Source organism: Streptomyces sp. NPDC051907 (assembly GCF_040681075.1).
Classification (GTDB): domain Bacteria; phylum Actinomycetota; class Actinomycetes; order Streptomycetales; family Streptomycetaceae; genus Streptomyces.
The window spans coordinates 28,087-53,772 of sequence record NZ_JBFAYB010000039.1; the positions used below are offsets into that span (position 1 = coordinate 28,087).

Here is a 25,686-nt window from a genome sequence, read left to right on the forward strand (position 1 = left end):
CGATCGTCCTCGATCGGGGCCTTCTCGTGCGCTCGGTCCGTGTCCCTGCCCGCGCCCGCGCCTGTGCCCGCGCCCGGGGACGGGCCGGCGGCGGGCGTCAGTCCAGGGTCACCGCGGCCCTGGTCATCGGTCCGCCCGCGTCGCCCGTGTTGACCACTCCCGTCGGCTCGACCAGCAGGATCGCCGTCTCCTCCTCGGCCAGCGGGCAGTGCTCGACGCCCCGGGGCACGACGAACAGCTCGCCCGGCCCAAGGACGACGTCCCGGTCCCGCAGTTGGACGGTGAGGCGGCCGCTGATCACGAGGAACAGCTCGTCGGTGTCCTCGTGCGTGTGCCAGACGAACTCCCCTTTCACCTTGGCGACTTTGACCTCGTAGTCGTTGAGGTCGGCGATCTTTCGCTGGGCCCAGAGGTCGCTGAACTGCGCGAGCGCGTCAGCGAGGTTGACGGCCTGGGAGGGCTGGGAGGGCTGACGGGTCTGGGAGGGCTGGGAGGGCTGGGCGGGCTGGGACATGCGGTGGCTCCCGAGGTGCGCGAAGGCCCGGACGGCTCGGTCCGGCTGGTGCTGTGAGCGTGCCGGAGCCCCTCACCGCGCGTCTTGTACGTTCCTGGCGTGGCAGGCGTGGCAGGCGTTGCGGCACGCCCGCCACGCCCGCCACGCCAGGCGCCGACCGTGCGAGCTCAGGGCGCCGCGGGCGTCGAGCAGCCGTGGGCCTTGGCCGAGCGTTCGGCGAAGGACTTCAGGGCCGAGCGTTCGTACGCGTCGTCGGCCGCCGACGTCTTCTTGTCCCTGTCCGTGCCGTACGGGACGACCGAGAAGAAGGCCGGCTCGTCGCCTCCGGCGCACGCGGCGCTGGTCCAGCGGCCGGGGCGGAGCTCTCCCGACCGCGCGTCGGCCCGGGCGCGGTCCAGGTGGCCGCGTTCGAGGTTCTGGTACCTCTCGCCTTCCGCGTACGGGCCGAAGCTCGCCTTGAGGACGTACGTCAGCTGGCCTTGGTCGTCGCCCAGCGCGCACTCTTCGAGCGGCGCGGCGCCCCTGCGGCTCTCCCACGCCCGGGCGGTGCTCTGCCCGTGGCCGGGGACGCCGGCGCATGTGCCCTTCGCCTCGGCCAGCGGGAGGTGTTCGTCCTTGTTGACGGAGAGCGGCGCGGTGGTCAGAGGGCGGCCCAGGTCGGCGTCGCAGCCGAAGTGGCGGGAGGCGTTCGCCGCCGTCACGGTGGCGATGCGGGCGAAGTCCGCGCGGATCTCCGGGTCGTCGAGGGTGCTGTCCTCGGCCTCGACCGCCGCGGTGACCAGCAGATCGCTGCGGCCCCGTGCGCAGGCGAGCAGCACGGCGGCGGTGGACTCGGCGTCGCCGTCGCCGCCGTCGGAGGCGGCGAAGGCGCCGTTCCATCCCTCGCCCAGGGGAGAGGGCGGCAGCTCCGACCGCAGGCTCGGGTAGACCTCGGGGTGCCTGTCCCTCGGGTTCACCGTCGGGACGCCGCTGACGGTGACCGTCACCGACGCGTCGCGGGCCGGCTTGCCCGCGTTGCGCTCGACCTGGCGGCTGATCGTGCACTCGACGCGCAGCGACGTCTTCTCGTCGTTCAGGGCGCCTTCGCTGTGGTCGCCCATCCGTCCCTCCTCCAGATTCCGGTCGCCGAGCACGGCGCGTACCTCGTCGACCGGGAGCACGCCGTCGCACGCGTCCTTCAGCAGCCGCTCGGTCGACCAGCGGTCGTAGCCGCCGCTGATCCAGAAGGCGCCGGCGGCGAGCAGCAGCAGTGCGCAGGCCGCCGCCGCGAGCTTCCCCGCGTGCCGCTTCAGCCGGTCCATTCCTCAACCTCTCCGACGACCTTGACCTTCCGGCAGTTCGAGCGCTGCGCCCAGCCGTCCTCAGCCGCCAGATAGCGGTCGAGCACGGCGCGGGCGTCGGTCGACAGCCGCTCGCGCTCGGCCTTGTCCAGCACGAGTGCGGGCGCCTTGCCGTCAGAACCGAACTGGAGATACGGCGTGACGGCGACCCGGTGGTAGCTCCGGCCGCCGTCGCACGTCGCCTCGGCCCACAGGGCCAGCGCGACCGGCTGCTCGGTGTTCTTGATCTTCGCCGTGCCGTCGGGGGCGGTCCGCGAGGGCTTGCGCCCGGGAGCCTTGCCGGCGTCCTCGTACCGCTGGTACGCGCCGACGGCGAAGTCGCCCGACCAGCTCTCCGCCCGTACGGCCACGATCGGCTTGTCGCTCGAGAAGGAGGGCAGGCCGTTCAACGCGCCCTCGCAGGAACCGGCGTTCCGGTTGTACGCGGTGTCGCCGGAGAAGTCCCAGTTGTACCGGGAGTCGGACTCCTCCCAGCCGCCCTCGGCGAACTCCAGCGCCTCCGGGTCGAGCCACGCGCACTGCTTCGTCGGCGCGGCGGCCTGCCGCTTCGCGGGGGAGGCGCCTTCGGCGGAGATCGGGGCGAGGCCGCATTTCTGCTGCTCGGCGACCCAGTTGGCGACGTGTACCGCCGTCTGCGCGGCGAGGAAGCGGTCGCTCTCGGGAACGTCGTACTCGCTGTCCGCCCTCGACGGCAGCGCCACCGTCACCCGCAGGTCCTTGGACGGACGGAGCCTGCCGCGCAGGCCGTTCGGGCACGTCACCTGGAGCGAGGCCGTCGCCTCGCTGCCCTTGACCCGCTCGTCCGCACTCGTGCTGCCCTTCGCGCCCGCCGGCAGCGGCAGCGAGAAGTCCTGGGAGGGGTCCGAGGCCGAGGTCTCCTCGGAGTCCGCGGCCTGGCCGCCGACCAGGGCCTCGGCCCGCACGCGCACCTCCGCCTCGGGCTCCCAGCGGCCCTCGCCCCAGGCGAGCCTGCAGTCCAGCAGGGCCCGGCTCTCCTGGCGCGGGTCGAGCATCGTGCCGTACTCGTCCAGGACGCCGTCGTCGTCGGAGGAGACGAACTCCTCGAGCTGCTGATGGGGGAGCAGTCCCTTGCACGCCCGTCTCAACTGGTCCGCGTTGTCCGAGCGCTGGGCGTCTTCGCTGATCGACATCGACACGACGACGGCGATGACCGTCACCGCGACCACCGCGCATGCCAGCATGCCGATCACCCACTTGGGTGGACGTGCCCTGGGCATCTCAACCACCTTCCCCCGTGATTCGACCATGGACGCTATCAGCCCCTCGAACACCCGTCCGGGGCGGTGGGTGGGGTGGTGCGCGGGGTGGAGAACTGGTGGAGAACTGGGTGGTGCGTGGGGTGGAGAACTGGGTGGTGCGCGGGTGTTGGCCGGGGGTGCGCGGGGTGTTGGCCGGGGTGGTGCGCACGGTCGTGGCCGGGGGAGTGCCGGGTGCGGCGCGAGTGCGGCTTCCCCTACCTGCTCATCGCCGCCCACCGGATCTGAGACCGGCCGCCGCGCACCTCCTGCTCACCCCGGGTCGGGCTGCCCGGCCCGGGGCCCCTCCGTCTGCAAGTGCGCCGCCGGCGGCCGGGAACGGACAAGAGCCCCGGCACGCTGCGGTGGCCGGAGCTCTCTCTGTCCCACGGATCCGACCGCGACAGCGTCACTCCCCCGAGTGTGGCTCTCCACGCCGCGCGCCGACGGGCCGGATCCATGCACGTATGCAAACAGTTCTCGCCAACAGATCGCTAACATGTGGCCAACGCTTACGGGGGACGCAGAGGACGTAGAGGAGGAGGACGCGGATGCGCTTCGGTCTGCTCGGTCCTCCGGCCGTGCACGACGCAGCGGGCGAACCGCACCCTCTGGGCAGCGCAAAGGTCCGCGCGCTGTTCGCCGCGCTGCTGCTGCGGCCCAACCGGGTCGTGTCCGTGGACGAGTTGAAAGCGGCGCTCTGGGGCGACGATCCGCCCGCCTCCGCCCATGCCTCCCTGCACAACCATGTGACCCGATTGCGCCGTCTGCTCGCCGAGCGGGACCGGCTGCGGGCCGTGCCGCCCGGCTATCTCATGCGAGTCGAACCGGGCGAACTGGACACCGAGGTCTTCGAGGACCACGTCCGCGCCGCACGAGCCGCCCACGCCCACGGCGACTGGCCCGCCGTCGTGGAGGCGGCGACCGCCGCGCTCGCCCTGTGGCGGGGCAGCCCGCTGTCCGGGCTGTACGACCCCGACGACGGCGCCTCCGCCCTGGTGCAGCGGCTGCGGGAGTCGAAGCTGCTGCTCCTGGAGCTGAGGTACGACGCCGAGCTGCACCTGGGCCGCCTCGACGGCCTCGGCCCCGAACTGGCCGCGCTCATCGCCGAGTTCCCGTTGCGCGAGACCTTCCACCGGCAGCTGATGCTGGTGCTGCACCGCACCGGGAGGCAGGCCGAGGCGCTCGCCGCGTACCAGGCGCTGCGCGGCACGCTGGTGGAGGAGCTGGGCGTCGACCCGGGGCCGGCGGTTCAGCAGGCGTACCAGGAGGTGCTGCGCGACCCCAGCCCGGCAGCCGGCGCGCCGAACCCGCCGCCGCCACCCGCCGTACGCCCGCCCCGGCCCGCCCAGCTCCCGCCCGCGCCCGCCCACTTCACCGGCCGCGCCTCCCTCGTCGAAGAGCTGCGGACCGTGCTGACGGGCGGCGACGGCCTCTCGGTCGCCGTCGTCAGCGGGATGGCCGGAGTCGGCAAGTCCGCCCTGGCGCTGCGGGTCTCCCACGCGCTGCGCGAGGAGTTCCCCGACGGCCAGGTGTACGTCAACCTGCACGGCGCCACCCCCGGAATGTCCCCCCGCGACCCCGGCTCCGCCCTCTCCGCGCTGCTGCGGGACCTGGGAGTCGACCCCTGCCAGATCCCGGACGACCCGGACGCGGCGACCGCCCTGCTCCGCTCCACCCTCGCGCCCACCCGCACCCTCCTCGTGCTCGACGACGCCGAGTCCGCCGCGCAGGTGCGGCCGCTGCTGCCCGCGGGGCCCGGCTGCGCGGTCGTCGTCACCAGCCGCTCCCCGCTGACCGCGCTCGACGGCGCCGCCCGCTTCCCGCTCGCGCCCCTGACCGCCGCGGAGAGCGGAACGCTGCTGCGGGCCGTCTCCGGCCGCGGCGCCGAGGAGGGGCTGGACCGGCTCGTCGAACGGTGCGGCCGTCTCCCGCTCGCCCTGCGCGTGGTCGCCGCCCGCCTCGCGGCCCGCCGCGCGCTGACGCCCGACGCGCTGGCCGGGCTGCTCGACGCGGAGGCCGGGCGCCTCGACCACCTGGAGTACGACGATCTGAGCGTGCGCGGGTCCCTCGCCGTCGCGCACGACGGCCTGGACGCGGACGCCGCGCTGGCGCTGCGCCGGCTGGGCGCGGTGGACCTGCCGGAGTACGGCGCGCCCGCCATGGCCCGGCTGATGGAGACCGACGAGCGGCGGGCCGCCGCGGCCCTGGACCGGCTCGTCGACGTGGCGCTGCTGGAGGAGGTCTCGTACGGCAGGTTCGCACCGCACGACCTCGTACGGGACTTCGCCCGCGAACTGGCCGCGCCTGACGGTGGGTTGGACGGGTCGGGGGATGCGGGCGGGTCGGGCGGGTCGGGGGATGGGGGCGCGTCGGACGGGTCGAAGGGTGGGGGTACCGGGTCGGGGGGCGCCGGGCTGTCGGAGATCGCCGAGCGCGCCCTGCGCTGGTACGGCGAGTCCGCGCGCCAGGCCGGCCTCGCCCTGCTCCCCGCCGGCCACGACCCCGGGCTGCGGCTCCCCCCGCCCATCGGCGACGCGGCGCCCTTCGCCTCCGCCGAGGCCGCCCTGGCCTGGGGCGACCGCGAGCTGCCCAACCTGGTCGCGCTGACCGAGCGGTACGCCCGCCAGTCCCGCACGGTCCTGCTCCTCGTCCGCGCCTGCTTCCCCTATCTCCAGCGACGCGGCAGGTTCCAGGAGCTCGCCGTCATGGGCGAACTGGCCCTGGGCGCCGCCCGCGCGGCCGGCGACGCCGAGGCCGAGGCGCACGCGCTCACCGACCTCGCCGGCATGAACTTCCTCAGCGGCCGGGCCGAGCACGCCCTCCCGCTCAACGACGAGGCCGTCGCCGTCTGGCGCGCCCTCGGCGACGACCGCCGTATCCAACGCGGCCTCGGCAACCGGGGCATGCTCCTCGAAGGGCTCGGCCGCTACGAGGAGGCGGCCGAGGCGCTGGAGGCGGCGATCGGGTACGCCCACCGCCTCGACGACGCGCACGGCGAGGCGATCATCCTCAGCCATCTGGGCAATCTGTACGAGCACAGCGACGCCCGCGCCGCCATCGGCTACCACGAGCGCAGCCTCGCCGCCGGGGTCCGGCTGGGCAGCGACCTGCTGCGGCACACCGCGCACTGCAACATCGGCTACGCCCACCTCACCCTCGGCGAACCCGCCGCGGCGGTCGGACACTTCGACGAGAGCCTGGCCATCCTCGGCGACGACGGGGACTGGCACGCGCAGTCGCAGTCCCGCGTCGGCCGGGTCCGCGCGCTGCGGGGCGTGGGCCGCGCACAGGACGCCCGCCGGGAGTGCGCGCTGCTCCTTGAGCGCGCCGAGTTCCGCGCCGACAGCCATATGCAGGCCCGCGCCCGGCATCAGAGCGGTCTGCTCCTCCAGGCGGAGGGCAGGGGCGAGGAGGCGCGCGAGCAGTGGCGGCAGGCGCTGGCCACGCTCCAGGGGCTGGACGGCCAGCATGCGCGGCTGGTGGAGGAACTGCGAGATCTCCTCTGAAACATTTCGCACGCCTCGCCGCGTCAGAGAGATGAAGGGGCGGACGAGCGGGGACGGGGAGACATGAGAAGGCCCGGTACAGAGGACTTCAGACAGTTCGCGGCTGGCCGGACGAGCCATCTCTACCGCTCCGCCTGCCTTCTCACCAGCGGCGACACCCATCTCGCCGAGGACCTGGTGCAGGACACGCTGGGGCGGATGTACGCGTTGTGGGGGCGGGTGCACCGGATCGACAACCCGGCGGGCTACGCCCAGACCGTGCTGGTCCGCGCCTTCCTCAGCCACGCGCGACGACGCTCCGCCGGGGAGCGCCCCACCGGCGAGCTCCCCGACTCCGCCGCGCCGACCGGCGGCGACCCGGCGCTGCGGGTGGCGCTGCTCGACGCGCTCAGCCAGCTCGCGCCCAAGGACCGGGCGGTCGTGGTGCTGCGGTACTGGGAGGACCGCAGCGTCGAGGAGACCGCCGACGTCATGAACGTCAGCTCAGCGGCCGTACGCACCAGAACCGTGCGGGCGCTCGCGAGACTCCGGCAGCAACTCGGGAGCAGCGGTGCCGAGTTGGCTGCCCGATAAGACCTGTTCTTCCCTCTTTCATAGCCTGGAGTGTGGTCTGCCATGCCTTTCGAAGACGAGCTCGGCGACGCGATGCGCCGCACCGGTGACTCCTTCCAGCCCTCGGACCGGCCCGCGCTGGTGGACGGCGGAGTACGGCGTGGGCGGCGCCGGGTGGCGCTGAGGCGTTCGGCCGCGGTGTCCGGGAGCGTGCTCGCGCTGGCCGCGGTGGCGGTGGGAGGGGCGTACGGAGGCGGTCTGATCGGCGGCTCGTCCGACACCTCCTCCGTCGCGGCGCCGTCCGAGCCGTCCGAGCCGTCCGAGCCCGGCGAGGCGAAGGAGGGGAAGGGGAAGGGGACGAGTGCGAAGGGCGGCGAGGCGAAAGGCGGGGAGGGCGGGGAGGGCGGGAAGGGCGGGAAGGGCGGGATCACCAAGGAGCAGATGATCAGCACGCTCAAGGGCCTGCTGCCCAAGGGCGAGGTCTCCCAGGAGGACGGCCGGGGGATCGAAGGCGACGACCCCCTGCCGTACGCCTCCCTCGTGCACGACGACGGCGAGGGAGCCGCGGCGGTCAGCCTCAGCCTGAGCGTCGTCGAGCCGGGCGGCATCACGGCTCGGCAGAGCGTCGCCTGCCCGTCGGCGGCGGTGGCCCAGGAGGACACCACCTGCAGCGTCCAGACGCTGGCGGACGGCTCGACGTTCATGATGTACCAGGGGTACGAGTACCCCGACCGCCGCGAGGACACCAAGCTCTGGCGGGCTGTCCTGGTCACGCCCCAGGGGGCCTTGGTCGACGCGAGCGAGCACAACGCGCCCGCCCAGAAGGGGGCGAAGGTCTCCCGCGAGAACCCGCCGCTCACCCCGGAGCAGATGAAGTCCCTGGTCACCGACGCGCAGTGGAAGACGCTCGCGGTCGCGCTCGGCAAGCCGGCCAAGGAGCCGCGCCAGCCGGCCGGGATCGCCGGCGACGGCGTCCAGCAGACGCTGCTGGGCCTGCTGCCCAAGGGCCTGACGAAGGTCGCCCAGGGCGGCGAGGGCGACTACGGCTTCGTGGTCGTGAACGACGGCAAGGGCAAGAGCCTCGTACAGATCAACGTCCAGTCCGACATGCGGGACGTCGCCGGCGAACTGATCAGCAACGGCGGCGAGGTCACGACCCTGCCGGACGGCACGAAGGTGATGGAGAAGAAGCAGAGCGACCCGGACCAGAAGGGCGGCGCGAACGCGGTCGGCTGGACCGTGGACACGCTCCGCCCGGACGGCTTCCGCGTGGTGATCATGGCCTTCAACTCGGGCGCGCAGGGCCAGGACGCGACGCGGTCGGAGCCGGCGCTGACGATGGCACAGCTGAGGTCGATCGCCCTCGCCGACAAGTGGCGCGTGGCCGGCGGCGCGTGAGGGGGCTTGGGCGGCGTTGTCTGCGGGGTGCGGGCGGCGGCTGAGCGGGGGTCGGTGCCTGGTGGCCCGGCGTCGCGGTGGCTGAGCAGGCGTCAGCTTCTGCGGTAGGGAGGGGCGGGGGAGGGGCGTGGCTTTGGGCCTCGCGCCGCTCCCCCCGGCTACTTCGCGTCGGAGTAGCGCTCGACCGACGCCGTCGTGAACGGGAACCTCACCGGCGTCTCGCCGAACGCGATCCGTCCGGCCCGCTCGCCCGCCGTGCGGATCGCCTTCGCCACGTCGTCCGCTTCCTCGGCCGGGCAGTGCACGATCACCTCGTCGTGCTGGAAGAAGACCAGTTCCGCCCGCATGTCCGCGGTCGCCTGCCGCAGCCCCGCCAGCATCAGCAGCGCCCAGTCCGCCGCGCTGCCCTGCACCACGAAGTTGCGCGTGAAGCGGCCCCGGGCGCGGGCGTTCGTCGAGGCGTAGCCGGGTGTGAACTCGGCTTCGCCGACCGGCAGTTCGTCGCTCTCCTGGGGTAGGCCCGCCTCCTCCGCGTCCGCCGCCCCCGCCGCCCGCGGGCTGGTGCGGCCCAGCCAGGTCCGTACGAGACGGCCCTCCTCGCCCGCCCGCGCCGCATCGTCGACGTACGCCACGGCCCGGGGGAATCGGCGTCTGAGCATCGCCAGGTTCTTCAGCCCGTCGCCGGACGTCTGGCCGTAGATCGCGCCCAGCAGCGCGATCTTCGCGTGGTCGCGGTCGCCGGAGAACGCCCGGTCGGACAGGGCGGTGTACAGGTCGCCGTCGTGGCCCGCGACCTCCATCAGCCCGGGGTCGCGGGAGATCGCGGCCAGCACCCGGGGCTCCATCTGGTCCGCGTCGGCGACCACCAGCCGCCAGCCGTCGTCCGCGACGACCGCGCGCCGGATCACCTTCGGGATCTGAAGCGCCCCGCCGCCGTTGGTCGTCCAGCGGCCCGAGACCGTGCCGCCGGGCAGATACTCGGGCCGGAACCGCCCCTCCCGCACCCAGTCCTGGAGCCAGCTCCAGCCGTGGGCCGTCCAGATGCGGTACAGCTTCTTGTACTCGACCAGCGGCTTCACGGCCGGGTGGTCCAGCTCCTCCAGCTCCCACCGGCGGGTCGACTTCACCCTGATCCCGGCCTGCGCGAACGCCTTGATCACGTCGGCCGGCAGATCGGGCCGCACCCGTCGCCCGAACGCCGCCGACACCTCGTCCGTCAGCTCCGCGAGCCGGCGCGGCTCGCCGCCGCCCGCGTAACGCCCGCCCAGCAGCTCGTGCAGCAGCCCCCGGTGGACGTCCGCCCGCCACGGCAGCCCCGCCCTGTTCATCTCCGCGGCCACCAGCATCCCCGCCGACTCGGCGGCCGTCAGCAGCCGCATCCGCCCGGGGTGCTCGGCGGCGTCGTGTCTTCGCTGCTGGTCGGCGTAGACCTCCAGGAGCGCCTCGAGCGGCATGGACACCGGCTGCGGCTCGAAGAGCGAGGACTGCGAGCCCGGCTCGGCCGCCCGCTGCGGCGGATCGGGCGGCACGGGAGCGCGCCGCAGCCGCGCCCACGCGGCCGCCGCCGACCGCGGCTCGCCCAGCCGCCCCTCGTGGCCGAGCAGCAGAAGCTCCGCGTCCTCGATGTCGTAGCACCGCTCGACGCGGACGCCGGCGGCCAGCAGCCGGGGGTAGACCTCGGCGGTCGCCCGCCACACCCACCGCCCCACCTGCGGCAGTCGCGAGCGGACGGCCTCGACCAGGTCCGGCTCCTCGACGACGGGCCCTGCGGGCAGGCCGTCGGGGCCGAGGGGGACGAGCCGTGCCCCGCCGCCCTCCGCCGCCGCCAGAGCCCACCGTTCGCTCATGGGTGCGAGTGTGGCAGCACGCACTGACAACGGCTCCTCACGCGCCGCGGCGTCCCCCGGCCGGGCGGATGTGCGCCCAGGTCGGAGCGGGGTCATCGCACCCCGTCCGTCCCTCTAGGATCAGCACGTTTTCCGAACTGAACCATGGGTGGGGATCTGCAGTGCGAAATGCGGTGCGAAGTGCAATGCGTGGTGTGAGCGTCGGGCTGCTGCCGGCGGCGCTGGTGACGGGGCTGCTGACGGGCTGCTCCTCCGACTCGGACGGGGACTCGGCGAAGAAGCCGTCGAAGAGCGCCGCCAAGGACGCGAAGGGCGGCAAGGACGCCAAGGGCGGGGGCGTCGCGAAGGCGGCGAAGAAGGGCGCCACGCTCGGCGGCGCCGGCACACCGTGCAAGCTGCCCGTCTCCTTCGACCTCGCGGACAAGTGGGAGGCCGAGGCCGTCAAGACGGACGACAAGTTCGGGGCGGTCACCCAGGGCACGGTCACCCTCGTCTGCGAGGTCGACGCCAAGCCGGCCGGGAACATCGGCTTCCTGCGGGTCTGGACGGGCAAGGAGAAGGGCGAGGACGCCCGCAAGGCGCTGGAGGCGTTCCTCGCCGACGAGGCGAAGGACCGGGAGAAGGTCGAGTTCAGCGAGGTCAAGGCGGGCGAGTTCGACGCCGCCGAGGTCACCTTCGTCAACAAGAACGAGTTCCTGGACGCCCCGAAGAAGGAGCGCGCGCTCGCCGTCACGTCGGAGAGCGGGGTGGTCGTCGTGCACCTGGGGGGCCTGGACACGGAGGAGCACGAGCAGATGCTGCCGGCGTACGAGCTGGCGAAGACGAGCATGAAGGGCGTGTGACGGCCGTACGCGCTTGCCCGTGGGTCCGGCCGTCGTGCTGACGGCCGGGCCCGCGGCCGCACCGCCTCTCCCCGTCGCTCAGGCGCGGGCCGCCGTCCCTCAGACGCGGGTCGCCCGCCAGGCCGGGGGCAGCGTCGCCAGGACCGCCACCAGCGCGCACGCCCCCGCCGCCGCGCCCGCCGTGCCCCACGGGACCGCCAGCGCGACCGGCGCGGACAGCGAGGCCAGCGCCGCCCCCAGGACCGCCAGGTTGACCGCCGTGACCGCGGCGCCGAGCAGCGCGCCGACAGCCGTCGCCAGCAGCGACTCTCCCGCCACGACCCCCAGGATCTGCGTCCGCGTCGCGCCCGAGAGCCGCAGCGTGCGCAGCTCGCCCGACCTGGCGGAGGTCGCCATCATGAGCGTGCCGGCGAGCGCGATCCCCGTGTAGAGGAGGGCGATCCCGAGGACGACGAGCAGCCCGAGGCGGGTCTGCGGGCTGGTGCGGGGGTGCTCGGCCGCGGCCCACTCGTCCGCCGTGCGGACCGTGCCGCCCGTGCTCCCCTTCAACGCGGCCTCGGCGGCGGTCAGGTCAGCGGCGGCCGGTTCAGCGGCGGTCAGGCCGTCGGCGGCCAGGTCAGCGGCGCCTGGCGGCCCCGCGAGCGCACCGAGGCGGACGTCGATCCGGTCGACCGCCGCCCCGGCGCCGTTCGCAGCGGTGACGTACGGGCCGTTGCTGCCCGTCCCCTCGGCCAGCACCGCCGCGATGCGCAGCGAGGTCGGCCGGCCGTCGCCCAGCCACACCTCGACCGTCTCGCCGACGGTGTGCTTCTCCCACTCCTCGTTGACGACGATCGACCGGTCGTCCAGGTCGCGCAGATCGCCCGCGACGACGGGCAGCCGCGCGATCTCCGCGAACGCCGCCGGGTCCGCCACCGCGCGCGCCTCTGCCCGTACGAGAGCCGTGCCCTCCTCCCGTACGAACACGGACGTGGCGCCGGTCGCGGACACCGCCGCGCCCCGCAGCCCGTCCGGCCTCCCGCCCCGCCGCTCGTCCGGCGCGGTCAGCTCGTCGCCGGCGACCACCAGATGCGCGGCCGTCTGCTCGCGCGCCTCGGCCGCCTTCGCCTCCGTCACCGTCGTCGCGGATCCGAGCAGCGAGCCGGCGAGCGCGACCGTGACCAGGACGGGCGCGGCCACGGCGGCCGTACGGCGCAGGGCGGCCGCCGTGTTCTCCCGTACGAGCATCCCCACCGCCCCCGGCAGCGGCAGCAGCCGCGCGGCCCGCCGGGCGAGCAGCGGCGTGAGGAGGGCCGCCGCCGTGATCAGGACCATGGGCAGGGTCGTGTACGTCTTGCGCTTCAGCAGGTCGGACGGGTCCGTCAGCAGCGTCCAGAGCAGCAGCCCCGCGCCCGTCGCCAGCAGCGCGAACCCGGTCAGCCGGCGGCCGAGCGGCAGCGCGCCCGAGTCCACGTCCGCCTCGCGCAGCGCCTCGACGGGACCGATGCGCCCGGCCCGCCGCGACGCCGCCCACACCCCCGCGAGCGCCACCGAGATCCCGGTCCAGAAGGCGACGTGCAGCGGCCAGGCGGCCTCGCGGATCACGAACCACTCCGGCGCGACCCCGCCATCGACCAGCAGCCGGGCGAGCCGCGGCGCGCCCCACTCGCCCAGCGCGCACCCGGCCGCCGAGGCGAGTACGCCGACGACGAGCGCCTCCGTCAGCAGCAGCCGCCGGATCTGCCCCGGCGTCGCGCCCGCCGTCCGCAGCAGTCCGAACTCCCGTCTGCGCAGCGCCACCGCGAACGCGAACGTCGACGCGACGACGAAGACCGAGACGAACGCGGAGACCCCGCCGGCGGTGCCGAGCAGCGAGTTCACGGTGACCAGCGCCTCCGCGTCCCGCTCGGGGCCGGGGTCGGCGCGCCGCCGGTCGTCGCCGACGAGCACCTGGGCGCGGTCGCCCACGACCGCGCGTACGTCGGCGGGGTCGGCGTCCACGCCCACCGCGTCGGGCCCGCCCGCGCGGAGCACCGGGCCGAGGGCGCGCAGCTCGCGCAGGAGTTCGGCGTCCACAGGGTGTGGACGGTCGAGCTTCTGGGTGACCCGGCCGACCGTGAGGGAGTCCTGGCCCATGACGACGACGGGCGAGGCCGCGAAACGCTCGGGGGCGGGCTTCGGCGCGTCGAGGGTGGAGGCGAGGCCGAGGCCCATGGCGGCGACGAGCCCGACGCCGAGCGCGAGGGCGACGAAGCTGCCGAGGAAGGCGGCCCAGCGGGCGCGCAACGCGGCGAAGGCGACGGTCAGCACGAGAGCGCCACCCTTCCGGCGCCGCCGAGGGCATCGCTGGCGCTGGTGTTGTGCCCGGTGCCGCCGACCGTACCGCTGGTGCCGGTGCTGTACCCGGTGTCGCCGGGGGCACCGGTTGTGCCCGTGCCGCTGGCCGTACCGCTCGCGTCGGCGCTGTACCCGGCTCCGCTGACCGCACCGCTTGTGCCCGCACCGCCGGCCGCGCCGCTTGGGTCGGCGCTGTACGCGGCTCCGCCGGGGGCACCGGTTGTGCCCGCACCGCCGGCCGCGCCGCTTGGGCCGGAGCTGTACCCGGCTCCGCCGACCGGGCCACTCGCGTCGGTGCCGCCGCGCGGACCACTCGCGCCAGCGCCATACCCCGCACCGCCGCGCAGGCCACTCGCGCCGACCCCGCCCTCCCCTCCGCCCCTGCCCCCTCCGCCCGCCGAGCCCTCCAGGCCCGCCATGCGCGCCGCGACCTGTTCCGCCGTCGGGGCCGGCATCTCCCCGGCCACGCGGCCGTCCACCAGGAAGACGACCCGGTCCGCGTACGACGCCGCCACCGGGTCATGCGTCACCATCACGATCGTCTGCCCGCCGGCGTCGACGGACTCCCGCAGCATCGCCAGGACCTCACGGCTGGTCCCGGTGTCCAGCGCCCCCGTCGGCTCGTCCCCGAACAGCACGGCGGGCCGCGTGATCAGCGCCCGCGCGATGGCGACCCGCTGCTGCTGCCCGCCGGACAGCTCCCCGGGCCGGCGACCCTCCCGCCCGGCGAGCCCGACCCGGGCGAGCGCGGCGCGAATCTCCGCGCGGGACGGGCGGCGCCCGGCCAGCCGCAGCGGGAGCGCCACGTTCTGCGCGGCGGTCAGCGACGGGACGAGGTTGAAGGACTGGAAGACGAACCCGATCCGGTCCCGCCGCAGCAGGGTGAGCCGCCGCTCGCTCAGCCCGGCGAGCCCGATCCCGTCGATCTCCACGCTCCCCGAGGTCGGCCGGTCGAGCCCCGCCGCACACTGGAGCAGCGTGGACTTGCCGGACCCGGAGGGACCCATCACGGCGGTGAAGGACCCGGAGGCGAAGGCGAGGTCGACGCCGTCGAGGGCGACGACGTCGCGATGGACGCGGCGGAGGGCGGTGAGCCGTACGGCGGTTGGGTTCATGTCTCCAGGCTTCCGTCGCCGACGCGCGCGATCACGACCACTGGAGGGCGTCCTGGAGGTAGGGCCAGCCCTACCACCGTGCGATCATCCGACGTATGGGCAGGCGTATGGGCAGGGAGGACGGCGCAGCCGGCACGGTCGAGAAGGCGCTCGCCGTCGCGCTGTACGCGGACGGGGACGACGGCCTCGACACCGGTGCGTCCCTGCTCGCCGCCGACCCGGCCGCGGACGCGGAGCTGCGGCGGCGCGGCGAGGAGTTCGTACGCCGTGCCTGGGAGCGCGGCTGGCAGCCGGCCGACGTCGTACGGCTGGTCCGGCGCGACCTGGACGAGCCGCACGAACGGCTGGCGGCGGAGCTGATCGCCGGGGAGAGCGGGCGCTACGAGCACCTCGCCCCGCGCTGGCGGGCGCAGCTCGCCGAGCTGGAGAGCGCGGACGGCTACCGCGCCGACCGCTTCTCGTACGCCACCGCGCTGCTGGAGCTGTACCGCCTGCTGGTCCGCCTCCCCGCGATCGAACCCGTCGGCCCTGTCCCCGGCGCCCCGCTGACGGCGGCCCCCTCCGCGCACGAGCCGCGGATGCTCACCCGGATCCGCGCCCTGCTCGCCAAGGCCGAGGCGACGGGCTTCCCCGACGAGGCGGAGGCGCTGACCGCGAAGGCACAGGAGCTGATGGCGCGCCACAGCGTCGACGAGGCGCTGCTCGCTGCCCGGACCCACCGCCCCGACGCGCCCGGGGCCTGCCGGATCGGCGTGGACGCGCCGTATGAGACGGCGAAGGCGATCCTGCTCGACGCGGTGTCCTCGGCGAACCGCTGCCGCGCGGTGTGGAACAGCGGCTTCGGCTTCTCGACGGTCGTCGGCTTCGAGGGCGACCTGGAGTCGGTGGAGCTCCTCTACACCTCCCTGCTGGTCCAGGGCGCGTCGGCGATGACCCGGGCGGAGGCCGGCCAGCGGGCCGGCGGGCGCAAGCGCACCAAGACGTTCCGCCAGTCCTTCCTGATGGCGTACGCGAGCCGGCTCGGCGAGCGCCTGTCCCAGACGACGGAGCAGGTCGCCTCCGAGGGGTCGGACGCCCTGCTGCCGGTGCTCGCGGCGCGGGAGTTGGCGGTGACGAGCCGTACGGAGGAGATGTTCCCGCAGACCACGACCACGCGGGTGCGGGGCGCGACCGACGAGGCGGGCTGGCGCGACGGCCGTGCGGCGGCGGACAGCGCGCACGTCGCGCCACAGCAGAAGCCGCAGCCGAACCGGGGCAGGCTCAGCCGCTGAGCAGGCAGAGCAGCCCGTCTCGCCTATAGAGGCTCCCTGCGGGCCGCTCGCCTATAGAGGCGCCCTGCGGACCCGCTCGCCTATAGCGGCTCCTCGCGGACCGCTCGCCCATAGAGCTCTCCGCGGACCGCTCGCCTAAAGCGGCTCCCAGCGGACCACTCACCCATAGAGGCTCCCGGCGTACCGCTCCCCTATAGCCGCTCCCCTATAGCCGCTCCCCTCCGACCGCTGCCGAGCGACGCCCCCTCCAGCCGCCCTGCCCCTCGCCCCCGCCCCCGCTGACACACGTGCCGACACGCCCGCCCCGGCCGCGCCGGACGGATTTCGGCGACAGGGGATCCTGGAGAGCGCCTCACACGTCTTTCCTCATGAACCGGGGCGTTGAGCCGGGCCCGCAGAGGCGTCACAGCAGCTGTAATCGGGACGCCACCCCCCGTGCACGTGCATCTGCCCATGCAGCCGCTCATGCATCGACATATGAACACAGCTATGATCCGGGACAGTTGACACCTGCACCTTGTACCCCGGGAGCTATCTGTGCACCACGTGTACAACGGCATGGCGGCCACAGAGCTTCATGGGGTCGTCTGGCAGAAGAGCAGACACAGCAACTCGCAGGGATCCTGTGTGGAGTTCGCCAAACTGCCTGGTGGGGACGTGGCGATGCGCAATTCGCGGCACCCCGACGGGCCCGCGCTCGTCTATACGCCGGCCGAGATCGAGGCGCTGCTGCTCGGCGTCAAGGACGGCGAGTTCGACCATCTGGTCGGCGGCTGAGGCCGGGCGCCCGACAGGCGGCCCGGACACGGCGAGGGCCCCGGCCGAAGCGGCTCGGGGCCCGATTGGCCGAGCGTCCTAGGACGGCTCGTGGCTCAGTCGGAACAGCGCCCAGACGACCTTGCCCTGCAGCGACCCGGCCAGCGGGTGCCACCCCCAGCTGTCGCTGAAGGAGTCCACCAGGAAGAGCCCGCGGCCCGACTCGGCGGAGAAGTCCTCCTCGGACTCCCGTGCCGCGGGGCTGTCCTTGCTGGGGTCGCGCACCGCGCACACCAGCCGGCTCGTCCAGCGCATCAAGTGCAGTCGTACGCCGGGACACTCCTGCGTCTCGCGGGGCGCGTCGTCGGGCAGCGCGTGGCGCAGTGCGTTGGTGACGAGTTCGGAGACGACCAGCGCGACGTCGTCGAAGCGGTCGTCGAGATCCCACTGGCCGAGGGTCGACTTGGTGAAGTGCCGTGCCCCGCGCACCGCTTCATAGCGGGCGGGCAGAGCGCACGAGGCCGAGCTGGAGACGGCGGTGGGATCGATGGGGGGAAGCCCCTGCCGTAACGGCTCGAGCATGGTCGATCCATTCGTCCCCATGCGAGGCACTCCCAGGAATCGCGGCTGTGACGCTACAACACGAACGAGCACGCAGGTGCGCGAGGACCATGGTTCCGAATGCGTACAGCAGATGCAAGGGCAGATGCACGTGCACGCGCCCGTACTGTCCCTCCCCGTGCCGGTTCTTGCTCATTTCTTCCACGAACCTCTTTCGCTCCCTTCCCAAGGGCTTCTCATTTCTGTAATCGAATGAGTACGGGCTGAAGCGTTTTGGTGGCAGAATCCGGCTCTCGGGGTTCGGGGGGACGCCGTGAGCCGCACACAATGTGCATCAGCATCAGCGACAGCGGGCAGTGACACAGGCGCAGTGACACAGGCAGCGACAGAAGAAGCGAACGATGAAGCGATGGCGATGGCGATGGGGAGGGCTGGAGTCGTGACCGCAGGCGAGTCAAGCGGTTCCGTGGTGCGGCGCATCCTGCTGGGCTCGCAGCTGCGGCGGCTGCGGGAGTCACGTGGCATCACCCGTGAAGCGGCCGGGTACTCGATCCGGGCTTCCGAATCCAAGATCAGCCGCATGGAGTTGGGACGGGTGAGCTTCAAGGCACGGGACGTCGAGGATCTGCTCACTCTCTACGGCGTCTCCGACGACGCCGAGCGCGCCTCGCTGCTGGGCCTCGCCAAGGAGGCCAACGTCGCAGGGTGGTGGCACAGCTTCGGCGACGTGCTGCCCGGCTGGTTCCAGACATATATCGGTCTGGAGGGAGCGGCCTCCCTCATCCGCATCTACGAAGTGCAGTTCGTGCACGGCCTGTTGCAGACCGAGTCGTACGCCCACGCCGTCGTCACCCGCGGCATGCCCGACGCCCCCCGCGCCGAGATCGACCGCCGCGTCGCCCTGCGTCTGGAGCGCCAGAAGGCGCTGGTCTCCGAGCGCGCCCCGCAGTTCCACGCCGTGCTCGACGAGGCCGCGCTGCGCCGCCCGTACGGCGACCGGGCCGTGATGCAGGGTCAGCTCCGGCATCTGATCGAGGTCTCCGAGCAGTCGAACATCACGCTCCAGGTGATGCCCTTCAGCTTCGGCGGGCACGCGGGCGAGAGCGGCGCGTTCACCATGCTGCGGTTCCCCGAGTCCGACCTCTCCGACATCGTCTATCTGGAGCAGCTCACCAGCGCGCTCTACCTGGACAAGCGCGAGGAGGTCGCCCAGTACGAGCGGGTGATGGAGCGCCTCCAGCAGGACAGCCCCGACCCGGCCGAGAGCCGTGACGTCCTGCGCGGTCTCCTTCAACTCATTTGAAACGCCAGTACGATGACGCTGCATCAGGCAGCATCTGTGGTGACCTCTGCAGTCTGACCGTCTGCAGATCAGTACTCAGTCTTCTGCGGTAAGGAATCGGATCACATGTCCTTCTTCACCGAGCTGGCACACCAGTACATCGATGGCGAGTGGAGGCCCGGCAGCGGCTCCTGGGACATCATCGATTTCAACCCGTACGACGGGGAGAAGCTGGCGTCCATACCCGTGGCCACGGCCGCCGAGGTAGACCAGGCGTACCGCGCCGCCGAGCGCGCGCAGGCGGCATGGGGGGCCACCAACCCGTACACCCGTCGACTCGTCTTCGAGCGCGCCCTCAGGGTCATCGAGGACCGCGAGGAGGAGATCGCCGAGGCGATCGTCGCGGAGCTCGGCGGCACCCGTCTCAAGGCGGCCTTCGAGCTGCACCTCGCCAAGGAGTTCATGCGCGAGGCCGTGCAGCTGGCGCTGCGGCCCGAGGGCCGCATCCTGCCCTCGCCGACCGACGGCAAGGAGAACCGGGTCTACCGGCTTCCCGTCGGCGTCGTCGGCGTCATCAGCCCCTTCAACTTCCCCTTCCTGCTGTCGATCAAGTCGGTCGCGCCGGCGCTCGCCCTCGGCAACGCCGTCGTCCTCAAGCCGCACCAGAACACGCCGATCTGCGGCGGCTCCCTGGTGGCCAAGGTCTTCGAGGAGGCGGGCCTGCCCGCCGGCCTGCTGAACGTCGTCATCACCGACATCGCCGAGATAGGCGACGCGCTGATCGAGCACCCGGTGCCCAAGGCGATCTCGTTCACCGGCTCCGACAAGGTCGGCAAGCACGTCGCCACCGTCTGCGCGGCGAACTTCAAGCGGGCGATCCTCGAACTGGGTGGCAACAGCGCGCTGATCGTGCTGGACGACGCGGACGTCGACTACGCGGTCGACGCGGCGGTCTTCTCCCGGTACGTGCACCAGGGCCAGGTCTGCATGGCCGCCAACCGCATCCTGGTGGACCGGTCGGTGGAGAAGGAGTTCACCGAGAAGTTCGTCGCCAAGGTGAAGACCCTGCGAGTCGGCGACCCGGCGGACCCGGCGACCCATATCGGCCCGCTGATCAACTCCCAGCAGGCGGACGCCGTCTCGACGCTGGTCGACCAGACCGTCGAGGCGGGCGCCACGGCCCTGCTGCACGGAAGCGCCGACGGAAACCTGGTGACCCCCTCGGTGCTGACCGGCCTGCCGGCCGACTCGCCGGTCCTCCAGCAGGAGGTCTTCGGCCCGGTCGCGCTCATCGTCCCCTTCGACGGGGAGGAGGAGGCGGTGCGGATCGCCAACGACACTCCGTACGGCCTGAGCGGCGCGGTGCACACCGGGGACGTGGAGCGCGGTGTGCGGCTCGCGCAGCGGATCCACACCGGGATGATCCACATCAACGACAGCACGGTCCACGACGAGCCGATCGTCCCCTTCGGCGGCGAGAAGCACTCCGGCAGCGGGCGGCTGAACGGCGAGTCGATGATCGAGGCGTTCACCACCCTGAAGTGGATCTCGGTGCAGCACGGCCGCTCCCAGTTCCCCTTCTGACGCCCCTGAGGCATCTCTCGCGTGAGCCGGGCCCTTGCGGACAGAATCTGACCGCAAGGGCCCGTAGCTTTTGAGGTGTCACAACGGCTCCCGAAAGGCGGACCCCATGGTCACCCACGTTCCCGCAGAGGCCCAGGGCGACGAGCGCGGCGCGCTGCTCTCCTTCGTCGAGGCCCAGCGCGGCGCGATCCGCCGGTCCGTCCTCGGTCTGACCGAGGAGCAGGCGGCCAGCCGCCCCAGCGCCAGCGAGCTCACGCTCTCCGGGCTCCTCAAGCACGTCGCCGAGATGGAGCTCAACTGGCTGCGGATGGCCCAGCAGCGGCCGAACGAGCGCCAGCGTACCGAGGCCACCTGGGCGGACGGCTTCCGGCTCGTCGAGGGCGAGACGATCCCGCAGACGCTGGAGTTCTGGCAGTCGGTGGCCGAGGAGACCGAGGCGTTCATCGCCTCGGTCCCCAGCCTCGACGACACCTTCCCGCTGCCCGAGGCGCCCTGGTTCCCCAAGGACGGCGCGGTGTCGATGCGGTGGCTGCTGCTGCACCTGGTGGAGGAGATCGGCCGGCACGCGGGCCACGCCGACGTCATCCGGGAGTCGCTGGACGGCAAGGGCGCGTTCGACCTGGTCGCCGAGGAGCAGGGCGGAAACTGGGGCTGAGCCGTCGGGCCTAGGCGGCAGCTGGGGCTGAGCCGTTGGGCTTACGCGGCAAGTGGGGCTGAGCCGTCGGGCCTCGCGGCCGCTGGGGCTGGGCCGTCGGGTCTACGGCTCCTCGGCGCGTTCGACCTCGGCGGCCCGGGTGCGCATCCGGGCCGCCGTCTCGTCGTCGTAGAGCCGCTCGGCGACGTCCGCCCGCAGTTCCAGGAGCCGTACGAGCTGCTCGGCGGTCGGCTTCTCGTCCTGCACGGCGAGCGCCCGGTCCAGGACCTTCACGGCCCCCGGCAGATCGTCCTTGGAGTCGGCGAAGAGCGTCGCCATGTGCAGCGCGCGGGCGAAGGTCTCCTTGGGCGCCGGCTGGTGGCGCTGGTCCTCGCTGATCTTCTGGCCGACGCGGACGCAGTTGCCGCCGGGGTCGGTCATCAGGAACTGCCGCACGCCATAGCTCATGTCCTTGAGCGGCCCGATCCGCGGCAGCCCGCGGGAGGGGATCTTTCCGTACGCTGCCTTCAGACCGGCGCGGAAGGACTCGTACAGGGTGTCGACGTCGTCCGTGATGACGTAGCAGGTGGAGAGCGACGCCTCGGGCTCGTACTTCTTCAGTCCGAAGAACTGGAGCTCTATGGCGCCGCGCTCGACGACGGCGTAGGGATTGGGGCTCTTCTGCTGGAAGGTCACCTCGAAGCCGAGCGCGCTATAGAAGTCGAGCACCGGCTGGAGGGTCTGGCACGGCAGGATCGGAATCGTCTTCTCGGCCATGCCAGTACCCTAGTCAAAGTTGAATAGATGCAACAGTGACTGCCATGGAGCACGAGATGCGCAGGAGTGCGGGCAGGCGCCCCTGCGCGTGGGAGAACGAGGTACGCGGATGTCTGCGATCCGGCTGCTGGTCCTCGGCGCCGTACGCCAGCACGGGCGCGCGCACGGCTATCAGGTCCGCAACGACCTGGAGTACTGGGGCGCGCACGAATGGTCCAACGCCAAGCCGGGCTCGATCTACCACGCGCTCAAGCAGATGGCGAAGCAAGGTCTGCTGCACGCCCATGAGATCGCGCCGTCCACGGCCGGCGGCCCGCCGCGCACGGAGTACGAGCTGACCGAGAAGGGCACGGAGGAGTACTTCGCGCTGCTGCGGGACTCCCTGACGACGTACGACCAGAAGGTCGACGTGCTCTCGGCGGGGGTCGGCTTCATCGTCGACCTCCAGCGGGAGGAGGCCGTCGCGCTGCTGCGGGAGCGGGTCCGCCGGCTGGACGAGTGGCGCACCGGGGTCATGGAGTACTACACGCCCGAGGAGGGGCCCGCCTCGCTTGGCCACATCGGCGAGATCATGCATATGTGGCTGCACTCCGCCGACGCCGGCAAGGAGTGGACGCTCGGCCTGATCGAGCGGATCGAGGGCGGGGCGTACACCTTCTCCGGGGAGGGGGAGGCGTTCTTCGGCGTGCTCGCGGAGGGCGAGGAGAACCCGTACGCGACGGGCGAGGCGCACGAGGGGGACCAGCTCTAGATCGCCGGGTTCTGCGGTCGTCGGGTTCTGCGGTCGTCGGGTTCTGCGGTCGCCGGTGGCTAATCAAGTTTGACCAATCGCCGATCCGGGGTTACCTTCGCAGGCGTAGTCAAGTTTGACTACCAGCTCGAGGGTGCTGGAGGAGACGTATGACCGACGCGATCGTCGTCGAGGGCGCACGGAAGCGGTACGGGGAGAAGCAGGCGCTGGACGGACTGGATCTGACGGTGGCCCGGGGCACCGTCCACGGAGTGCTCGGGCCCAACGGGGCGGGCAAGACCACCGCCGTACGCGTCATGGCGACGCTGCTGCGGCACGACGAGGGGACCGTGCGCGTCGCGGGGCACGATGTGCGGAACGAGGCGGACGAGGTGCGCCGGCGGATCGGGCTGCTGGGGCAGCACGCGGCCGTCGACGAGGAGCTGAGCGGCAGGCAGAACCTGGAGATGTTCGGGCGGCTGTACCACCTGGGCGCGCGGCGGGCCGGCGCCCGCGCCGACGAGCTGCTCGAACGCTTCGGGCTCGCGGACACCGGCCGCAAGGCGGTCAAGCAGTACAGCGGCGGCATGCGCAGGCGGCTCGACCTCGCGGCCTCGCTGATCACCGAGCCCGAGGTGCTCTTCCTGGACGAGCCGACCACCGGGCTCGACCCGCGCGGGCGGGCGGAGGTGTGGAGCGCGGTGCGCTCCCTGGTCGGCGGCGGCACCACCGTCCTGCTGACCACGCAGTATCTGGAGGAGGCCGACCAGCTGGCCGACCGGATCTCGGTCGTCGACTCGGGGCGGGTCGTCGCGGAGGGCACGGCGGACCAGCTGAAGGCGAAGGTCGGCCGGGACCGGATCGACATCGTCGTCGACGACCCGGCGGGCCTCGCGTACGCGGCGTCCCTCTTCCCGGGCGAGGCGACCGTGGACGAGGACCGGCGGCTGGTCAGCGCGCCCGTCGGCGACCGGATGGCCGCGCTCACCGGGGCCGTGCGGGCGCTGGAGAGCGCCGGGATCGAGGCGGCGGACATCGCCCTGCGCAGGCCCACGCTCGACGAGGTCTTCCTTCATCTGACGGAGGAGAAGGACCTGACGGAGGAGAAGGGTCTGACGAAGGAGAAGGAGGGGGCGGCATGAGCGCCTATGTGCTGACCGATTCGTGGACCATGACCCGGCGCGAGCTCGCCCACTGGGCGCGGCAGCCCGTGCAGGTCGTCATCGGGCTGCTGTTCCCGGTGATGCTGCTGCTGATGTTCGGCTACCTCATCGGCGGCGGGCGGGGCGTCGAGGGGGCGTACGTCGGCTTCCTCGTCCCCGGCATGCTCGCGCTGACCATGGCCTTCGGGCTGGAGGCCACGATGCTCGCCGTCACCCAGGACCTGCAGAAAGGGGTCATCGACCGGTTCCGCTCCATGCCGATGGCGTCCTCCGCGGTGCTGGTCGGGCGGTGCACGGCGGACATGCTCCAGTCGGCGCTCGGCCTGGTCGTGATGATCGGCGTCGGGCACGCGATCGGCTGGCGCTGGGGCGGCGGCTTCGGCGCGCTGCTCGGGGCGGTGGGGCTGCTGCTCCTGCTGCGGTTCGCGATGCTGTGGATGGGGATCTTCCTGGCGATGGTCGCGGGCAAGCCGGAGCTGGTGCAGGCCGTGCAGATCCTGGTCTGGCCGATCGGCTTCCTCTCCAACGCCTTCGCGACGCCGGAGGCGATGCCGGACTGGCTGGGCGCGGCCGTCGAGTGGAACCCGATCTCGGCGACGGCCGGGGCGGTGCGGGAGCTGTCCGGCATCCCGGTGGGTGGCTCGTGGGCCGCCGACCACACGGCGGCGATGGCGGCGGTGTGGCCGGCGGTGCTGGTCTCGGTGTTCTTCCCGCTGGCGGTGGGGCGGTTCAGGCGGCTCAGCCGCTGAGGCCTCTCAGATGAGGCCTCTCAGGCCAGGTCTCTGAGACCAGGTCTCAATGGTGGAAGGCTGTCGCCGCCGGCGTGTCCTGGCTCAGCGGATACGACTGGCGGCGCAGTTCCGGCAGCAGATCGTTCAGGTCCTCCACCAGCATCTCGCCCAGGTCGGCCGAGAAGCCGTTGCGGCAGACCACGCGCAGTACGGACAGGTCCTCGCGGTTGGCCGGGAAGGTGTACGCGGGCACCAGCCAGCCGCGCTCGCGCAGCCGCCGGGAGACGTCGAAGACGTCGAAGTTCTTCACCTCGGGCGCGGTGGTGAGGACGAAGACGGGCAGCTGGTCGCCGTGGGTGAGCAGTTGGAACTCGTCCATCTCGGCGATCCGGCTCGCGAGGTCGCAGGCCACGTCCCGGGCGGTCTGCTGGACGGCCCGGTAGCCCTCCCGTCCCAGCCGGACGAACGTGTAGTACTGCGCGACGACCTGGGCGCCGGGCCGGGAGAAGTTGAGGGCGAAGGTGGGCATGTCGCCGCCGAGGTAGTTGACCCGGAAGACCAGCTCCTCGGGGAGCTCGGCGGGGGAGCGCCACAGGGCCCAGCCGACGCCGGGGTAGACCAGGCCGTACTTGTGCCCCGAGGTGTTGATCGACGACACCCGCGGCAGGCGGAAGTCCCAGACGAGGTCCTCGTCGACGAAGGGCGCGACCATCGCGCCCGAGGCGCCGTCGACGTGGACGGGGACGTCGACGCCCGTGCGCGTCTGGAGGGCGTCGAGCGCGGCGCAGACCTCGGCGACCGGCTCGTAGGACCCGTCGAAGGTCGAGCCGAGCACGGCGACCACGCCGATCGTGTTCTCGTCGCAGAGGTCGGCGGCGGCCTGCGGGTCGAGGTGGAAGCGGTCGCCCTCCATCGGCACCAGGCGCGCCTCGACCTCCCAGAAGTTGCAGAACTTCTCCCAGCAGACCTGGACGTTGACGCCCATGACGAGATTGGGGCGGGCGGACCCGGGATAGCGGTCGGCGTTGCGCGCGGCCCAGCGGCGCTTGAGCGCCATGCCGGCGAGCATGCAGGCCTCGCTGGAGCCGGTGGTGGAGCAGCCGACGGCGGTGGAGGGGTCGGGCGCGTTCCACAGGTCGGCGAGCATGGCCACGCAACGGCGCTCCAGCTCGGCCGTGCGGGGGTACTCGTCCTTGTCGATCATGTTCTTGTCCCGGCACTCCGACATCAGCACCGCGGCCTGGGGCTCCATCCAGGTGGTGACGAAGGTGGCGAGGTTGAGCCGGGAGTTGCCGTCGAGCATCAGCTCGTCATGGACCAGCCGGTAGGCGGTGTCGGGCGCCATGGGGCCCTCGGGCAGGTGGTGCTTGGGCGGCGCGAGGGTCATGCCGCCGACCGGGTCCGCCTGCCCGTAGAAGGGGTTGACGGAGAGTCTGCGCAGCTCCTGCTCCCGCTCGTCGGAGCTGCCCGCGCCCTTGTGGAGTGGCATGGGTATGGTCGCCCTTCCT

The 25,686-nt window shown here is 72.7% G+C and carries 21 protein-coding genes and 1 pseudogene; 12 read left to right on the plus strand and 10 right to left on the minus strand.

The window, feature by feature from the left end; translation table 11 throughout:
• Positions 1-97: 97 nt before the first annotated feature.
• The 3 genes from AB0M39_RS21075 to AB0M39_RS21085 all read right to left on the minus strand — a co-directional run bounded on the left by AB0M39_RS21075 (position 98) and on the right by AB0M39_RS21085 (position 3,092).
• Positions 98-514, minus strand: a complete 417-nt coding sequence (locus AB0M39_RS21075) for a cupin domain-containing protein (protein ID WP_365366483.1) — start codon at positions 512-514, stop codon at positions 98-100.
• Between the two features lie 167 nt (positions 515-681).
• Positions 682-1,815 carry a hypothetical protein gene (locus tag AB0M39_RS21080; RefSeq protein ID WP_365366486.1) on the minus strand — a complete coding sequence of 378 codons (1,134 nt, stop codon included), beginning with the start codon at positions 1,813-1,815 and terminating at the stop codon, positions 682-684.
• Complete coding sequence (locus tag AB0M39_RS21085) at positions 1,803-3,092, minus strand: hypothetical protein (protein WP_365366488.1); 1,290 nt, start codon at positions 3,090-3,092, stop codon at positions 1,803-1,805. The genes AB0M39_RS21080 and AB0M39_RS21085 overlap by 13 nt, the downstream gene beginning before the upstream one ends.
• A gap of 569 nt (positions 3,093-3,661) precedes the next feature.
• On the opposite strand from AB0M39_RS21085, the gene AB0M39_RS21090 reads away from it, so the two are divergent.
• The 3 genes from AB0M39_RS21090 (at position 3,662) to AB0M39_RS21100 (ending at position 8,569) form a co-directional block, all read left to right on the plus strand.
• On the plus strand, positions 3,662-6,619 hold the full coding sequence (locus tag AB0M39_RS21090) for a BTAD domain-containing putative transcriptional regulator (protein WP_365366490.1): 2,958 nt from the start codon (positions 3,662-3,664) through the stop codon (positions 6,617-6,619).
• 63 nt (positions 6,620-6,682) lie between these two features.
• Positions 6,683-7,192, plus strand: coding sequence for a SigE family RNA polymerase sigma factor (locus AB0M39_RS21095; RefSeq protein ID WP_365366492.1), 510 nt, complete (start codon positions 6,683-6,685; stop codon positions 7,190-7,192).
• A gap of 42 nt (positions 7,193-7,234) precedes the next feature.
• Positions 7,235-8,569 (plus strand): hypothetical protein, encoded by a 1,335-nt coding sequence (locus tag AB0M39_RS21100; protein WP_365366494.1) that lies wholly within the window; start codon positions 7,235-7,237, stop codon positions 8,567-8,569.
• A 158-nt stretch (positions 8,570-8,727) separates the two neighbouring features.
• On the opposite strand, the gene AB0M39_RS21105 is transcribed toward AB0M39_RS21100, so the two are convergent.
• Positions 8,728-10,416 carry a bifunctional 3'-5' exonuclease/DNA polymerase gene (locus tag AB0M39_RS21105; protein ID WP_365366496.1) on the minus strand — a complete coding sequence of 563 codons (1,689 nt, stop codon included), beginning with the start codon at positions 10,414-10,416 and terminating at the stop codon, positions 8,728-8,730.
• A 185-nt stretch (positions 10,417-10,601) separates the two neighbouring features.
• Here AB0M39_RS21105 and AB0M39_RS21110 point away from each other — a divergent pair, with 185 nt between their 5' ends.
• Positions 10,602-11,258 carry a lipoprotein gene (locus AB0M39_RS21110; protein WP_365366498.1) on the plus strand — a complete coding sequence of 219 codons (657 nt, stop codon included), beginning with the start codon at positions 10,602-10,604 and terminating at the stop codon, positions 11,256-11,258.
• A gap of 99 nt (positions 11,259-11,357) precedes the next feature.
• Here the strand turns inward: AB0M39_RS21110 and AB0M39_RS21115 are convergent, their stop codons facing one another.
• Entirely contained in the window at positions 11,358-13,547 is a 2,190-nt protein-coding gene (locus AB0M39_RS21115) for an FtsX-like permease family protein (protein ID WP_365366500.1), read from the minus strand.
• A 431-nt stretch (positions 13,548-13,978) separates the two neighbouring features.
• Positions 13,979-14,689, minus strand: a pseudogene (locus tag AB0M39_RS21120) (ABC transporter ATP-binding protein); the annotation flags it as partial.
• 95 nt (positions 14,690-14,784) lie between these two features.
• On the opposite strand from AB0M39_RS21120, the gene AB0M39_RS21125 reads away from it, so the two are divergent.
• The gene (locus AB0M39_RS21125; RefSeq protein ID WP_365366502.1) at positions 14,785-15,960 is read left to right on the plus strand and encodes a DUF2786 domain-containing protein; all 1,176 of its coding nucleotides are present in this window, start codon (positions 14,785-14,787) and stop codon (positions 15,958-15,960) included.
• On the opposite strand, the gene AB0M39_RS21130 is transcribed toward AB0M39_RS21125, so the two are convergent.
• Positions 15,950-16,123 (minus strand): hypothetical protein, encoded by a 174-nt coding sequence (locus AB0M39_RS21130; RefSeq protein ID WP_365366504.1) that lies wholly within the window; start codon positions 16,121-16,123, stop codon positions 15,950-15,952. The genes AB0M39_RS21125 and AB0M39_RS21130 overlap by 11 nt on opposite strands.
• 374 nt (positions 16,124-16,497) lie before the next feature.
• Between AB0M39_RS21130 and AB0M39_RS21135 the strand changes: the two genes are divergently transcribed.
• Positions 16,498-16,737 (plus strand): DUF397 domain-containing protein, encoded by a 240-nt coding sequence (locus AB0M39_RS21135; RefSeq protein WP_031077420.1) that lies wholly within the window; start codon positions 16,498-16,500, stop codon positions 16,735-16,737.
• A 78-nt stretch (positions 16,738-16,815) separates the two neighbouring features.
• On the opposite strand, the gene AB0M39_RS21140 is transcribed toward AB0M39_RS21135, so the two are convergent.
• On the minus strand, positions 16,816-17,319 hold the full coding sequence (locus AB0M39_RS21140; RefSeq protein WP_365366506.1) for an ATP-binding protein: 504 nt from the start codon (positions 17,317-17,319) through the stop codon (positions 16,816-16,818).
• Positions 17,320-17,716: 397 nt separating this feature from the next.
• Here AB0M39_RS21140 and AB0M39_RS21145 point away from each other — a divergent pair, with 397 nt between their 5' ends.
• The 3 genes from AB0M39_RS21145 to AB0M39_RS21155 all read left to right on the plus strand — a co-directional run bounded on the left by AB0M39_RS21145 (position 17,717) and on the right by AB0M39_RS21155 (position 20,798).
• Complete coding sequence (locus AB0M39_RS21145) at positions 17,717-18,580, plus strand: helix-turn-helix transcriptional regulator (protein WP_365366508.1); 864 nt, start codon at positions 17,717-17,719, stop codon at positions 18,578-18,580.
• 105 nt (positions 18,581-18,685) lie between these two features.
• Positions 18,686-20,143 (plus strand): aldehyde dehydrogenase family protein, encoded by a 1,458-nt coding sequence (locus AB0M39_RS21150; protein WP_365366510.1) that lies wholly within the window; start codon positions 18,686-18,688, stop codon positions 20,141-20,143.
• Positions 20,144-20,249: 106 nt separating this feature from the next.
• Positions 20,250-20,798 carry a DinB family protein gene (locus tag AB0M39_RS21155; protein ID WP_365366512.1) on the plus strand — a complete coding sequence of 183 codons (549 nt, stop codon included), beginning with the start codon at positions 20,250-20,252 and terminating at the stop codon, positions 20,796-20,798.
• Between the two features lie 102 nt (positions 20,799-20,900).
• Here AB0M39_RS21155 and AB0M39_RS21160 read toward each other — a convergent pair whose 3' ends face one another.
• Positions 20,901-21,554 (minus strand): VOC family protein, encoded by a 654-nt coding sequence (locus AB0M39_RS21160; protein ID WP_365366514.1) that lies wholly within the window; start codon positions 21,552-21,554, stop codon positions 20,901-20,903.
• A gap of 109 nt (positions 21,555-21,663) precedes the next feature.
• Between AB0M39_RS21160 and AB0M39_RS21165 the strand changes: the two genes are divergently transcribed.
• The 3 genes from AB0M39_RS21165 to AB0M39_RS21175 all read left to right on the plus strand — a co-directional run bounded on the left by AB0M39_RS21165 (position 21,664) and on the right by AB0M39_RS21175 (position 24,196).
• Entirely contained in the window at positions 21,664-22,305 is a 642-nt protein-coding gene (locus AB0M39_RS21165) for a PadR family transcriptional regulator (RefSeq protein ID WP_365366516.1), read from the plus strand.
• Positions 22,306-22,454: 149 nt separating this feature from the next.
• A complete protein-coding gene (locus AB0M39_RS21170; RefSeq protein ID WP_365366518.1) occupies positions 22,455-23,426 on the plus strand; it encodes an ATP-binding cassette domain-containing protein in 972 nt (323 codons plus the stop codon).
• On the plus strand, positions 23,423-24,196 hold the full coding sequence (locus AB0M39_RS21175; protein WP_365366520.1) for an ABC transporter permease: 774 nt from the start codon (positions 23,423-23,425) through the stop codon (positions 24,194-24,196). The genes AB0M39_RS21170 and AB0M39_RS21175 overlap by 4 nt, the downstream gene beginning before the upstream one ends.
• A 46-nt stretch (positions 24,197-24,242) precedes the next feature.
• Here the strand turns inward: AB0M39_RS21175 and AB0M39_RS21180 are convergent, their stop codons facing one another.
• Positions 24,243-25,667, minus strand: coding sequence for a glutamate decarboxylase (locus AB0M39_RS21180; protein ID WP_365366522.1), 1,425 nt, complete (start codon positions 25,665-25,667; stop codon positions 24,243-24,245).
• Positions 25,668-25,686 lie beyond the last annotated feature (19 nt).

Bases quoted from the DNA above. Each gene is read 5' to 3' on its own strand.
- AB0M39_RS21075 (WP_365366483.1), bottom strand. From the start codon at position 514: ATGTCCCAGCCCGCCCAGCCCTCCCAGCCCTCCCAGACCCGTCAGCCC.
- AB0M39_RS21080 (WP_365366486.1), bottom strand. From the start codon at position 1,815: ATGGACCGGCTGAAGCGGCACGCGGGGAAGCTCGCGGCGGCGGCCTGC.
- AB0M39_RS21085 (WP_365366488.1), bottom strand. From the start codon at position 3,092: ATGCCCAGGGCACGTCCACCCAAGTGGGTGATCGGCATGCTGGCATGC.
- AB0M39_RS21090 (WP_365366490.1), top strand. From the start codon at position 3,662: ATGCGCTTCGGTCTGCTCGGTCCTCCGGCCGTGCACGACGCAGCGGGC.
- AB0M39_RS21095 (WP_365366492.1), top strand. From the start codon at position 6,683: ATGAGAAGGCCCGGTACAGAGGACTTCAGACAGTTCGCGGCTGGCCGG.
- AB0M39_RS21100 (WP_365366494.1), top strand. From the start codon at position 7,235: ATGCCTTTCGAAGACGAGCTCGGCGACGCGATGCGCCGCACCGGTGAC.
- AB0M39_RS21105 (WP_365366496.1), bottom strand. From the start codon at position 10,416: ATGAGCGAACGGTGGGCTCTGGCGGCGGCGGAGGGCGGCGGGGCACGG.
- AB0M39_RS21110 (WP_365366498.1), top strand. From the start codon at position 10,602: ATGCGTGGTGTGAGCGTCGGGCTGCTGCCGGCGGCGCTGGTGACGGGG.
- AB0M39_RS21125 (WP_365366502.1), top strand. From the start codon at position 14,785: ATGGGCAGGCGTATGGGCAGGGAGGACGGCGCAGCCGGCACGGTCGAG.
- AB0M39_RS21140 (WP_365366506.1), bottom strand. From the start codon at position 17,319: ATGGGGACGAATGGATCGACCATGCTCGAGCCGTTACGGCAGGGGCTT.
- AB0M39_RS21150 (WP_365366510.1), top strand. From the start codon at position 18,686: ATGTCCTTCTTCACCGAGCTGGCACACCAGTACATCGATGGCGAGTGG.
- AB0M39_RS21155 (WP_365366512.1), top strand. From the start codon at position 20,250: ATGGTCACCCACGTTCCCGCAGAGGCCCAGGGCGACGAGCGCGGCGCG.
- AB0M39_RS21160 (WP_365366514.1), bottom strand. From the start codon at position 21,554: ATGGCCGAGAAGACGATTCCGATCCTGCCGTGCCAGACCCTCCAGCCG.
- AB0M39_RS21165 (WP_365366516.1), top strand. From the start codon at position 21,664: ATGTCTGCGATCCGGCTGCTGGTCCTCGGCGCCGTACGCCAGCACGGG.
- AB0M39_RS21170 (WP_365366518.1), top strand. From the start codon at position 22,455: ATGACCGACGCGATCGTCGTCGAGGGCGCACGGAAGCGGTACGGGGAG.
- AB0M39_RS21175 (WP_365366520.1), top strand. From the start codon at position 23,423: ATGAGCGCCTATGTGCTGACCGATTCGTGGACCATGACCCGGCGCGAG.
- AB0M39_RS21180 (WP_365366522.1), bottom strand. From the start codon at position 25,667: ATGCCACTCCACAAGGGCGCGGGCAGCTCCGACGAGCGGGAGCAGGAG.